A 13,157-nucleotide genomic window follows, 5' to 3' on the forward strand; every position below is an offset into this window, starting at 1 on the left:
AACTAACGCTTGCGTTAGTCAGGGGTGGCGTGCTTCCATCTAACTAACGACAACGTTAGTTAGATGGAGGACTCGATGGTTTCGATAGCGGGCAAAGTGGCCGTGGTGACCGGGGGCCGGCGCGGCCTGGGCGCGGCGCTGGTCGAGGAGCTGTTGGCGCGTGGTGCGCGCAAGGTGTATGCCACCGCGCGCTCGGCGTATGCGGACGACAGGCCGGAGGTGGTGACCGCGGAACTCGAGGTGCGCTCCGCCGCTTCGGTCGCGGCGCTCGCGGAGCGGGCATCCGATGCCGAGCTCGTGTTCAACAATGCGGGCATCCTGCTGCCCTCGTCGCTGGTGGCGGGTGAATTCGACAGTGTCACCGAGACATTCGACGTGAACGTGTTCGGACCGCTGCGTGTGGCGCGGGCGTTCGCGCCGATCCTGGCCGCCAACGGTGGTGGGGCACTGGTGAACATGCACTCGGTGCTGTCCTGGTTGGCGGGCAGCGGCGCGTACGGGGCGTCCAAGGCGGCGGCCTGGTCGGTCACCAATTCGCTGCGGGTCGAATTGGCGCGCCAGCACACGCAGGTCGTCGGCGTGCACGCCGGCTTCATCGACACCGACATGGTCGCCGCCATCACGCGACCCAAGGCCGCACCGGTCGAGATCGCCGCCCGCATCCTGGACGGCGTCGTGGCGGGAGACACCGAGGTGCTCGCCGACGCCGTCACCGTGGAAGTGAAGGCCGCCCTGTCCGGTCCGGTCGAGCAGCTGACCTTCGCCGCCCGCTGAATTCACCCGAGGAGTACGAAAAGCCATGCCACTGTGGACCATCCATCACACGCCGGGAATCCTCAGCGACGACGAGAAGGGGCGGCTGGCGGCGCGCATCGCCGACCACTACGAAAAGGTGGGCTTGCCGCGGTTCTACGTCATCACCCTGTTCCAGGAGACTCGCACCGAGGACTTCTACGTCGGCGGTGAGCCCGCCTCGGCCGGGGTGCGGATCGTGATCGACCACATCGCCCGCCACAACCCCGATCAGGAAAGCCGCCGCCGAACCGCCCAGTGGGTCAAGTCCATCCTGCACCCGCACCTGACCAAGCACACCGACTTGCACTGGGAGTTCCATGTCGACGAAACCAGCGCCGACCTCTGGATGATCAACGGCCAGGTACCTCCACCGGGCGGCTCCGAGGCCGAAAAGCTCTGGGCCGAACAGAATTCAGCGCTCCCATACTGATCCGACCACCCTGCAACGGCTCCCGCGTGATCCAGGCTAGGGGCGTTGGTCGCGTTTGTCCCGGTTGGCCAGGTCGTGCTCGTTCTCCTCGAACATGGTCGCTGAGTCGCGTAGGTTCTTCGCATTCTGGCGCAGGACGTCTACGAGGGTGGAGACCGAGGAGAAGGTGTTGTCGCGGTTCTTCTTGTAGCCCTTCTCGCCGTCGGCGAACTTCTCGCCCGCGTGGTCGTCGCCCCAGGGCTCGCCCTTGCTGTCCGACGACGACTTCAGGGTGTCGAGCAGCTTCTTGGTGCGGTCGGCGACATCGTCGAATCCGTTCGCGGCGCGGCGCAAACCCTCCGGCTCGAGCTCTACCGGTTTACCCATGCTACTGCTCCGTTCCTGGTGTGGTCACTGCGATGCTCGCGATCTCGCGCTCGGTGATCAGTGCGATCAGCTCGGCCGCGGTCAGTGTCCGGGTGCTCACGTGTCGCTTCTGGTCGACATCGCGAACCTCGTATCTACCATCGGCGAAAGTGACGGTCGTGCTCAGCGCGCCGTCGGTGAAGTGGGCCGAACCACCCTGCGGGAGGCCCTGTTCGGCGAGTTCGGACAGCGCGGCGAGATGGTCCTCCTGGTCGGTTCGGTAGTACCGCACCTGCGGTGGCGTTGCGGTGTCCGGCTGGTCCAGCAGGCGTTGGGCCCGTGCCAGCGCATCGGCCTGCGCGACTCGCTCGAGGTCGGCCGGCCGGGGCGTGAGGTGAGAGTCGCTGCTGGAGAACTGCGGATGCAGGACCAGGCCGCGCGCCCGCTGCACGGCCAGCGCATTGTCGTTGAACTCGGTGCCGGGCCGGTAGTGTCCGCTGCTGCTGAGAATGCTGGTGACGAAGCCGTCTGTCGCGGTCACGAACCCCGCGCCCGTGACGATGCGGCCGCCGAAGAACGACGAATGCTGAATAACGCCGGGCACCTTGACGGCCGCATAGAAGTTCCCGAACTCGTCCTCGACGAACAACGGTAGGTGGCCTTGCTTTTCGGCCACGGTGGTATCGAAGAGCTTGCCGTCGAAGGCACGGAAGAAGCGACCGCCGGGGCCGATGAACAACCGGTGGGTCTCGCGTTCCAGCTCGTCCATGTAGTGGACGGGAGTGGGGTAGTGCCGGGTCGGGTTGATCCTGGGCCGGTCCGCGAGCGCGCCCGAATCGATCAGCTCCCGCAGGGTATCCGCGCGATCGGCGGGCAGCCGGTCGAGCAGGCCGGTGTCGACGCGCATCGGGCGGTTCTCCGCGAAATAGCTGTACTGCACCGCAGCACCCGAGAGCGCGGGCCGCTGCGCGCTCGCGAGCATCTCGGTGAACTTGGGCGGGATGTCCGCCTTCGCCACGATGTCCCCGGTGGCCGCCGAGAGTTCGTGCGGGATCGGCGGCATGGCCGAGAACAGATCGCCTCGGTGGTCGACGCCGATCTCGTAGTGGTCGTCATCGAAGACCTTCAGGAAGATGTAGGGCTTCGCCGGATCCATGGTGAAGCGCTCCTGATAGCCGTTGGCCAGTTCCAGCAGGATATTCAGCTTCAGCCGGCGACCGGCCGCGGCCAACATGAAATCCATTCTGCCGCCGCGATAGTCACCGTAGGTGGTCTCGCCGGCGCGTAGCGCTTCGATCTGTCGCAGAAACTGCTGTGTGCGTTCGGTGTTGATGGCGCGAACCTGTCGCAGTTGCGTGGCCCGCGCCTTCGAGTACGCCTCGTCGGACATCGAATCCCGCTGCGCGGCTATGGTGTTCCAGTGTTGCTGGGCCTGGCGCATTTTCGCCTGGTAGCCGGGTGGGATGAAGCGCTCGCTGAACTTCAGCGGATCCTGCCGGAGCATGGCCGCCACGTCGTTGCGCAATTTCTGCGGATCGGGGGCGTTGAGCACGTGCGCGATCGTGGAGAACACCATCTCACCGTCGTTGCGCGGCTGATACCAGGCGGCCGGTGTCGGCGCGGCGTAGGCCACCGCGTCGACGTTCCGGTCGGCGATGAGCTGTCGCAGATCCGCGCGGGTGATGATCTCGTGTGACGCGGTGCCGTCGGTGTTCGTACTGTGTACGCGGACGTTGCCGTCGTGCAGCACGGTGGCTGTGACCGGGTCGTCGGTTCCGCCGAAGAGCACCGTCATGCCGCTCATCGCCTTGTTTCCGTCGAGCCGCTCCGCCAGTTTGCCCGTGTCGATCTCGGTGACCTTCGCGTGGGGGTTCGCGGCGGCGAATTCCGCCGCGGTCTGCGGGCGGGCCGGTCCCGAATCATCGGTGAGCCGGGTGGTTTTCGCGGCGGGGCCCTCGCCGTCGGGTAGTGACAGTCCGGTGAGCGCACGTTTGGGGCCGCCGGGTTCGGGGTCGGGCTGGGCCATCCGGAACGGGGTGTCGGTGGGCTTCTCGTCGGAACCGCCCATACCGATGCGAACGTCGCCGATTGCCTCGGCGCCGGTGATACCGCTGCCCGCGCCGGTGCGGTACGGCTGGCCCTGCTCGGTGAAGACGACCGCGTCGGTGGAGCGCACATTCTCGGGCGTGTGCTCGTCCCTCGGCAACGGATACTGCTCGCCGGTGATGGGATCGGTGACGACGATGTCGCCGTCCTCGTTGGAGATCAGGAAGGCGTGCGCGCCGACACCGTGCTCATCGGGCGCGCCATAGAAGGAGTCGATGACCACCGCGACGGCCCCGTCGCCGAGCCGGAACAGGTGCGAGGCGATCTCGGCGTGATCGCGGAAGTGCTCGATCGAGGCGCCCGCGGCATTCTCGAACTCCCGCACGCTCATTCCGGACGGGCCGACCGCGTCCTCCGGTGTGCGGATCACGTCGCTGCCGGTCCAGTGGGCGATGGTGTCCAGCGAGAGTTTCGCGCAGTTGTTGAGCGCGGCGTCCTCGGTCGCGGCGTGCGCGGGCGGCTCATCGGCCGAATGTGGCTGGGGCGGGTCATCGGTCGCGGGAAGGGCCTCGCGCAGTGCGGTCAGGTCGACGCCGGACTCGTCATGGACCGTCGTGGTGGGCGGGTACTCGGGCTGCTCGATCTTGACGGTCTCCACGCCGCGCTCGTCGATCAGGCCGATCACGGTTTCGGCGTCGGCGTCGTAGTCGCGCCGGTGGCCCGAGCCGTCCCTGCTGCGATCGGTGACGCCGAACACGTCGTTGTCCTTGGCCACCACCGTGGTGGTGAAGTTCTTGTCATGGAAGGTGAAGGTGGTGCCGGTGCGGAAATCCGACTCCTGTAGATACGCGTAGGACTCCTCCACCCGATGGATCTTGAATGGTCGTGTCGGGGTGGGCCCCTCGGTCAGAATTCGGTTCAAACGGTCGAGTGCGGCGTCCTGGATGCGGGTTTCGAGCTCCGGGTCGCGGATCGCCCAGTTGTCTTCGAGATCCATGAACCGGCGCTCGAACCCCGGGGCGAGCTGGAGGCCCTGGTGGCGGAGGAACGCGATGGCATAGTCGTTCATCTGGGAGTGCGGCATGTAGTGGCCGCTGCTGTCCATGATGCCGGTGATGTAGCCGCCGGAGACCTCGACAAAGCCTGCGCCGCACACGGTTCGACCGCCGAGGAACGACGAGTGCTGGATCTGGCCCGTCTTCTTCTCGGTGGAGTAGAAGTTGCCGAACTCGTCCATCACGAAGATCCACGACGTGCTGCCCCTGGTGTCGAAGGGAAGTCCGTTGTGGGCGTTGTACAGTCGGCCGTCCGGACCGACGAACCGTCGCTGGGCCTCACGTTCGGCCGCGTCCATGTAGTGGATCGGGGTGTGGAAGTGGGTCAGCGCGTCCACCTGGAAATCCGCTGGATTGCCGAAGCTTTCGAACTCCGAGACCGGGACGAGCGGCCGCCGTTCGGAGATGTAGCGCTTGCGCAGGGCGGTGGCGTCGAGCGGGGGTTCTGGTCCGCCGGCGCGCATCGTGGTGTGCGGAGGCGGGATCTCGTCGCGCGGGATCGGGGTTTCCGTGCCGTCGCCCGGGTCCGGCAGGCTCGGTTTCACCGTGGAGAACAGCGTGCCGTCCTCGGCGACGCCCACCTCGTAACCGCCGGTCTCGGGACGACGCAGGAAGATTGCCGGGCGGCGCGATCCGCCGAAGAGGAATTCCTCGCGCGGTTGCCCGGAGTCCAGCGTGATGAGGTTCATCTTGTGCTGGGCCGCCGCGGCGAACATCGCGAACTCAGGGCGGCTCGGGCCCGCGGCTCGGTTGTCGCTACCGCCGGATCCGCCGCGCAGCGCGAGGATCTCGTTCCCGAGCAGCTGCGCCCGCTGCTCGCGCATCCATTCCTCGAACCGGGGATTGCGATGGTTCTCGGGATGTCGCCAGGCCGCGTCGAGGCGGTCGTTGGTGATCATCGGGACGAACCGGCCGGCGTTCTGCCTGAGATAACTGGCGAGGCCCTTCTGCAGGGCCGCGGGATCGGACTCGTTCAGAATCCTTGCCAGCGTGGGGAACAGCTGCTCGTCCCCGGTGCCGATGCGGAACCACGAATCCGGCGTTGGCAGCTCCACCTTGGCCGATTGCACCTCGCGGTCGATGATCAGGTTCTCGAACTCCGCGCGGCTGATGACGCGCGCCCGGCCGGGGTCGGAGAATTCCATCTGATACAGATCGAGCGCGCCGTCGCGACGGACGATCACGGCGCTGTCGCCCTGGAATTCGATGATCGTGCCGGTGGTGTATTCGTTGCGCGAGAGCGCGGCGGTGACCTCGGAGATCTCCCGGACGCGGGCGGTGGTCGCGCCGTTGAAGGCAGGCTGCACCACCTCGGCGTGCTCGATCCCCATCGTCGGGTACTCGGATCGCAACTGATCCCAGAAGTCGTCGATCGAATGAAACAGCGGCGGATTGGAGGTGTCGCGGAGATCGCTGATCATCACCGCTTCTTCGCTCGTGAACGTCGCCAGGGTCTCCTGCCCCGATCCCTGGAGCCGAATCTTCGTGCCTACCGGATATTCCGAGCCGTCGAACTTCGCGAGGAAATCGGTGATGCCGTAACGATGGGTGCTCTCGTCGTGTGGCGCACCGATGCGGCCCGCGGGCAGCGGATGCGAGACGGCCTGGTCGACCGTGCGTGGCTCCCCGGTGGGGGTGTACACGACGGCGTGCACGGTGTCGATATCGGAGACCGTGTGGTGCGTGAGTGGGTACTCGGTGCCGAGGCTCGGGTCCTTCACCACGACGGTGCCGTCGTCGTTGGTGAAAAGGTAAGCGTGCGCGCCGATTCCGTGTGCATCGGTGGGACCGCGGTACCCGTCGACCACCAGGGCCGTCGCACCTGGCCCTAGGTCGAGCAGGTGCTGACCGATCGCCCGGTGATCGGCGAAGGACTGCAGCGGGGCGCCCGCGTAGAACTGGAACTCCTCGGCACTCATCCCGTTGAGCCCGACCGGGTGGTCGGGCACCTCGGCGGTGGTGCTGCCGGTCGTGGTGACCAGTTCGTGCAGAGCCAGCGGTCCGCACTGGTTCAGGTGTTCGTCGAAGCCGGGTGGCAGCTCGGGACGGTTCCGCACCGGGAATTCGGGCTGCTCGACTTTGACGGACTCGACGTCGCGCTCGAAAGCCATGCGCTGCAGGGCATCCGGGCCGAGATTGTAGGTGCGCTCCTGTTGCGCGCCGTCCTGCTGGCGATCGACGACGTGGAATCGCTGCCCGTGCGTCGCCGTGGCCTCGGTGGCGAAGTTGTCCCCGTGGAAGGTGACCGTGGTGCCGGGCCGGAAGTCGTGCCAGCCGAGTTGATCCTGTGCTTGGTCGGTTCGGTAGATCTTGAACGGGCGGGTCGGGGTCGGACCGTGTTCGAGGATGCGTTGCGCGCGCTCGAGTGCTTCCTGTTGGATCCGGTTCTCGACACTGAACTCCCGCGTCACCCATTGACCGTCGTGGGACATGTACACCCGCTGGAAGTCGCCGCCGATCTGCAGGCCCTGCGTGCGCAGCAACGCGATCGCGTAGTCGTTCATCTGCGAGTCGGGCATGTAATGCCCGCTGCTGTCCATGATCTGGGTGAGGTGTCCGTCGACGGCGTCGATGAAACCCGCGGCGCAGATGATGCGGCCGCCGAAGAAGGTGGAGTGCTGGATCAGGCCGTGCTTCTTCTCGGCGGCGTACAGGTTGCCGAACTCGTCCATCACGAAGATCGTGCCGTTGGTGCCCGTGGTGTCGAACGGTTGTCCGTCGCGGACGTTGTACAGCCTGCCGTCGGGGCCGACGAACACCCGATGCGTCTCACGTTCGGCGCTGTCCATGTAGTGGATGGGCGTATGGAAGTGGGTGAGCGGATGCTGCGCGAAATCCGATGCGGAGCCGTGCTGTTCGAGCGAGCTCCACGGCAACAGCGGTCGCCCTTCGCCGAGATAGCGCTTGCGCAGCGCGGCGCCTTCGAGCAGTGGCTCCGGCCCACCGGCCAGCATCCGGGTACGCGGCGCGGGAATGTTCTCCCGCGAAATGACGGGCGGGCCACTCGGTTCCGGGTGCTGGTCCGGGCGCACCACCGAGAACATCGCGCCGTCACGATTGATGCCGACCTCGTAAGCGCCGTCCTCCGCGCGGCGCAGGAAGATCTGCGGCCGCCCCGGAATGTTCGGAATCTCGTTGCGCACCTGGTTCGGATCGAGGGTGGTGATGTTCATCTGTTTGGCGCGCGTCGCGGCGTACAGCGCGAAGTCGGGCTTCGCCGGGTGGTTGAAGTGATAGCCGCTGTCGGTCGATTCGTAGTACAGCGCCGATATCTCGTAGGCGAGCAGTTCGGCACGGTGCTCATATATCCAAGACTGGAACGACGGGTCCTGGTGGTTCTCCGGGTTGCTCCACAGCGAGTCGAGCTCATCGTTCGAGATCCATGCGGCGTAGAAGTCCTGGTGCTGTTGCAGGTGCCCGGCGACCTCCTGGCGCAACGACTGCACGTCCTCGGTGTTCAGGATGCGGGCCAGGGTGGGGAACAGGTTGTTCGGACCCGGCGCGACCCGATACCAGGAGTCGGGTACCGGCAGCGTCACCTCGACGGCGCGTGCCCCGCCCTGCTCGAGCCGGGTCTCGAACTCCGCTCTGCTGATGATCTCGGGTCGCGCGAACCGGTCGGCGTCGGGCTTGCGGATCTCGATGGCGCCGTCTTTACGGACGATCGCGGTCCTCGGGCCGTCGGCGTCGTGGAATGCGATGCTGGTTCGTGAGTCGAAACCATTCTGCCGCAATTCGTTTCGTAGCTCGGATACCTCCCAGATGCGGCGGCCGTCGGATCCGACATGCGCAGGCTGGATGACGGTGATCTCGTGCGCCCCGAGCGTCTCGTGGTCGTCACGGAGCAGGTTCCAGAAATCGTCGACACCGCGGCGGTGCACCGTATCGGGCGCATCGTTGTCGTTGCGCAGTACCACGTGCTCGTCGGCGGTGAATTCGACGCGCAGCGTGCCCCGGTCGGCGGTCGAGATGGACAGCTCGGTCCCCGGCGGGTACTTGATGCCGCCGAACCCGTCGAGGAATTTCCCGATCGGAAACGTGTCGCTGCGCGGGTACGGGTCGATCGCGCCGATTCGCACGCCGGGCAGCGGATGTGAGCCGAGGGACTCGACGGAGTGGGGGAGCCCGGTGGGCGTGTAGAGCACCGCATGGGTGCTCTCGACGTGCGCCGGGGTCTGCGCGATGAACGGGCGGTCGGCGCCGGTGCTCGGATCGCGCACCATGATCGTGCCCTGCTCGTTGACGAGCAGATAGGCGTGTGCGCCCACCCCGTGCTGATCGGCCGGGCCGCGATAGGTGTCCACGATGAGCGCTGCCGCGCCGTCGCCGAGTTCGCCCAAGTGCCGGGCGAGGCCGTCGTGGCCGTCGAACAGCTGCAGCGGCGCCCCGGCGGCGTGCTGGAGTTCCGCCGCGCTCATGCCGGTCAGACCGATCGGCCCGGTCGGGGGACGCACGTGCGGGCTGTTGTGCAACCGGAAGAGTTCGTCGAGTGCCAGCGGCCCGCAGTCGTTGCGGTGGCCAGGGAGCCCGTGCGCCGCGCTGCCATCGGATCGGTTTGGCGCCGTGGCCAATTCGTGCGGTCCGAACAGGTGTCCGGTACTGCCGTCGGGTTGGTGCGGTCTGCCCGAGTCACCTGCCTCGTAGTGGCCGCCGCCCGCATCGTGGCGGACCAGGACCACCTCGGGACGGTGCGGCGGACCGAAATGGTGTGCGGCGCCCGCATCGTCGGTCACCACGAGGTGCAGGCCGAGGGCGTCGGCGCCCTCGGGAATCAAGAAGGCGCCGAGTTCGTTGCCGGGCCCGCCGGGCCGGGCCAGTCGCTCGAGTTGGAGGTCGAAGGCCTGCGCGCGTTCCCATTCCAGGTCCCACTGCCGGAACACGTGCTCGCCGAGCCACGCGAGGTGGTCGGGATGATCGGGGTCGGTGCGCAGGGCGGTGTCGAGCCGGGCGATCTCGCGAGCGGCCTCCCGGAACTCCTCGGTGTCGGGGGAGAACCGGAGCAGCACCTCGTCTTTGCGGTCTTGTAGTGCCCGCACGAACTTGGCGCGCACACCATCGGGCCCCGGTCCGTACTTCCCGCCGGTGGCGTGATCGATCGCGCGGAACAGGCTCTCGGGGTCGCCCGGTATGCGGTCGAGGCGAGGCCCAGGTGGTGTGGGCACGGGCGGCGCGCCCGAGTCGAAGCGTGGAATCGCCGGGAAGTCCCTGCGCTGACCCGGGGAAAGATCAGGGTCGCGGGGCGCGCGCGGTAGCGAATCGGCCACGTCGGGCGTGCCTGCGTCCCTGGGTGTTTCGATTGGTGAGCTCGGATGGGACGGGGTGGCCCGGTGCTCTTGCGCCGCCGGTGTCGCCTCGCCCTGGAGCTGCTGTGCGACGGCGGGCGGTGCGGTTGCCGCGCGCTGGGTGTTCGGAGCCTCCTCGGTGCGCAGTCCCGCGGAGATCGGCGGACGCGCGGAGCCGTCGCCCATGGCGGCGACGCTGGGCCGAGAGGATTGCGATGGTATCGGCTGGGCAGGGGGAGTCCTGTCGCCCAATGTATTAGAGCCCACAGATGCGTTGGACGACGACTGCGTCAGCGCCCCCTCGGGCCTGCCACTCGATGGGAAGGACTGCGGTGCAATGGAAGACTGCGACGTCGGCGCACCCGGCTGGTGGAGGTTCGATGACACCGCGGCCGATTGATTCTGGTTGCCACCGAATTCGGGCGCGGCCACCCGCGGCTGCGCGGGCGGGGCTGGGGAACCGGTGGCCGACGCGTTGACCGGCTGTGTCTGCTGTTGGGACGCAGTCACTTCGGCGGCAAGGCCGCTGCGTGTGGTCTGCTGCGGCGGTGCCTGCTGTCCCTCGGCGCGAGGCGTGGCCTGTGGTTGGGACGCCGCATCGATCCGCGAGGACGCCTGCGCTTGGGGCGTTGGTTGGACTTCGCTCCGGGATGACGCGGTCTGGGGCTGCGGTGCGGATTGTCCGTCCACTCGGGCGGAGCTCTGCGGTGGCGGTGCCGACCGGGTCTCGTCGCGTGGGCCCGGTTGCGCCGAACCCGCCGCGGACTGTGCGCGTGTGCTGCCGTTGGACGACGAGTCGTTGTGCGTCAGCGGCGCATTGGACGTGACGCTGCCGTTCGCCTGTGCTCGGTGGCCGCTTCCCGCCGAATCATGCAGTGACGAGGCGTAGTTCGTCGATCGAGTATCCCCCTCGGAGCTCGCGGTGTGCACCGACGGCGAGCGGTAGTTCGGCTGCCGGTCGCCGTGGCGCGAGGGACTGTCGGAGTACACGCTGGCGCTGTCGTCGATTTCGACGATCCGCTCCGGCCGGTCGTGGCTGCCGTCGAGACCGAACGGCGGATCGGGCAGGCCCAGGTAGCCTGCCTTCATGATCGCGGCCGTGCGGGCGTGCTCGGCGACACCGTGCACGCCACCGATCAGGCCGCCGCCCACCCCGCCGATGATCGCGGCCGGATCGAACTCCCACTGCCCGGTGAAGACGCCGTTGGCGACGATTCCGGCGCCCGCGCCGACCACACCGGCGGGAATGCCCGCGCCGATCGCGATGCCGCCCGCCTTCCACCACGTCATCGACTGGTGACCGACCCAGTTGCCGAGCTGCTTACCGACGATGCTGCCGACCGGCGCGGCCACCAGACCCGAGATGCCGGAGACGCCTGCCGAGACGAACAGCTGTTTGACATCCATGCCGTCTCGGTGGTGCTTGCCGATCTGAATGCCCTGGACCAGCAGGTCGGTGCCGAAACCGATGCCGGCCTGGCTGATTCCGGCGATCGCGGCCAGTTTCCACATCGGCATCGAGGCCATCCGGGTGGCCTGGCTCGCCAGGGCGGAAACGAGGCGCTGGCCGATGGTCTGGCACACGATCGCCGCCTCGGCCTCCATCGCGGGCACCGCCCACGCGCCCCACAGAGTCGCCAGCGCGTAGGCGATCTCCGCGGCCAGGATCGCCAGGGTGATGATGATCTGTAGCTTGGAGTACTCGACCTGGGTACCGCACTGGCGGACCGCATCTCCGAGCTGCTTCAGCTGTTCGGACATCTTCTCGACCGACTGATCGCCGGTGAAGAACTTGTCGAACTGGGCCTTCATCTTGTCTTCGCCGTCGCCGGAATAGTTCGCCAGCGCGGTGTCGCAGGCGGCGCGCAGGGCCGCGACCACCTCGTGCAGCGATGTGGCCGCAGTGTGCCAATCGTCGCCGAGCGCGAACAAGGCGTCCTCGTCGCCCTTCGGCCAGGACGCGCCTGCCAGATAGCTGAGCCACTGCAGGCCCGAGGGCATTTCGATGCTCATAGGTCGGCCGGCGCTGGCTCAGCGATAGTCGCGGGCCGCGGGCGTCTCGAACGAGGCCCGCTGGGGCTCGGGCACCCGCACGGTCAGATCCGGTAGATCCGCGACGATTTCGGAGAGGCTGGGCAGACGCGACCTGGTACGCCGGATCGGCGCGATCAGTTTCTCCGCGCGTTCGGCCACCTCGGCGGCGGCCGCCTGGGTGGCCTCGGTGACGGCGTCGGCGATCTCGTCGTAGTCCAATTCGTCGATGTCGTCGGCGAATCGGGTCTCGATGACCACGCCGTCGGCATTGACCGTGATGTGTACCCGGCCTTTCGCGGCCGTGCCGGTGGCGGTCAATTCGACGCGTTGTCGCTGCGCCTCGGCGATCGAGCGGATATGCAGATTGACCGTATCGAGCAGATCCGCGAGATCACCCTTGGTCCTGTCGTTGTCCACGTCGAATTCTCCTGCTGCCCAACGAAATCGGATCCCGACGATGTCTGCACACACCGATCCCCTCGGTCGAACGCTACCGCACCGATAGGCCATCGATAATGCGTGGTTATCGATTAATTACACCGGGCTTACGCTCGCGCTTATCTCCGCCTGACCGGCCGGGTGTTGAATCTGTTCGGGTGACAACCGGGCTCGGCGTCATGTCGCCGAGCGGGCTCGACCTGACGATGTTGGAGGCTTCTGGTGGCGAACGAACGGCTGAAGGCCGATGCCGCGATGATGATGGAAGCGCTGCACGAACAGATGCTCGGCATCGCCCGGATCCAGCGGGATCGGTCCCGGCTCACCGCCACCGCCACCGCCTGCGAGAAGCGGATCACGGTGACCGTCAACGCCGATGGTGTACTGATCGAGACCCGCTTCGCCGACGACATCGGCGACCTGAGCCACGAGGAGATCGCCGCGGCGATGACCGAGGTGGTGCAGGCCGCCGCGCGCAAGGTGACCCAGCAGACCAGGTTGCTCATGGAACCGTTGCGGGAGCGCAAATCTCAGTTGCCGCGGCTGTCCGATCTGCTCGAGGACGCGCCGGACCTCGGTTCGGTCGCGCCGACCGCGCCGCCGGTGTCGTGCGCGCCGCCGCATTCGCCGCAGCGGCGCTATGACGACGCGGACACCGGCTTCGGTGACGCGGCACCGTTCGAGGGGCGACGGTCGATGGTCAGCGACCACGACGACTGAGGCCGCACCGGC

6 protein-coding genes are annotated in these 13,157 nt (G+C 67.3%); 3 read left to right on the plus strand and 3 right to left on the minus strand.

The window, feature by feature from the left end:
- Window positions 1-75 precede the first annotated feature (75 nt).
- Both F5X71_RS14810 and F5X71_RS14815 read left to right on the plus strand, forming a co-directional pair.
- Window positions 76-774 (plus strand): SDR family oxidoreductase, encoded by a 699-nt coding sequence (locus F5X71_RS14810; protein ID WP_167462480.1) that lies wholly within the window; start codon window positions 76-78, stop codon window positions 772-774.
- Between the two features lie 25 nt (window positions 775-799).
- Window positions 800-1,225 carry a tautomerase family protein gene (locus F5X71_RS14815; protein ID WP_167462481.1) on the plus strand — a complete coding sequence of 142 codons (426 nt, stop codon included), beginning with the start codon at window positions 800-802 and terminating at the stop codon, window positions 1,223-1,225.
- Window positions 1,226-1,261: 36 nt separating this feature from the next.
- Here F5X71_RS14815 and F5X71_RS14820 read toward each other — a convergent pair whose 3' ends face one another.
- The 3 genes from F5X71_RS14820 to F5X71_RS14830 are packed head-to-tail and all read right to left on the minus strand — an operon-like array spanning window position 1,262 to window position 12,404.
- Complete coding sequence (locus F5X71_RS14820; RefSeq protein WP_167462482.1) at window positions 1,262-1,591, minus strand: WXG100 family type VII secretion target; 330 nt, start codon at window positions 1,589-1,591, stop codon at window positions 1,262-1,264.
- 1 nt (window position 1,592) lies between these two features.
- Window positions 1,593-11,966, minus strand: coding sequence for a hypothetical protein (locus tag F5X71_RS14825; RefSeq protein ID WP_167462483.1), 10,374 nt, complete (start codon window positions 11,964-11,966; stop codon window positions 1,593-1,595).
- An 18-nt stretch (window positions 11,967-11,984) separates the two neighbouring features.
- Entirely contained in the window at window positions 11,985-12,404 is a 420-nt protein-coding gene (locus tag F5X71_RS14830; protein ID WP_167462484.1) for a YbaB/EbfC family nucleoid-associated protein, read from the minus strand.
- Between the two features lie 243 nt (window positions 12,405-12,647).
- On the opposite strand from F5X71_RS14830, the gene F5X71_RS14835 reads away from it, so the two are divergent.
- Window positions 12,648-13,145, plus strand: a complete 498-nt coding sequence (locus F5X71_RS14835) for a YbaB/EbfC family nucleoid-associated protein (protein WP_167462485.1) — start codon at window positions 12,648-12,650, stop codon at window positions 13,143-13,145.
- Window positions 13,146-13,157: the final 12 nt, after the last annotated feature.

This window comes from Nocardia brasiliensis, from assembly GCF_011801125.1.
Taxonomy (GTDB): domain Bacteria; phylum Actinomycetota; class Actinomycetes; order Mycobacteriales; family Mycobacteriaceae; genus Nocardia; species Nocardia brasiliensis_C.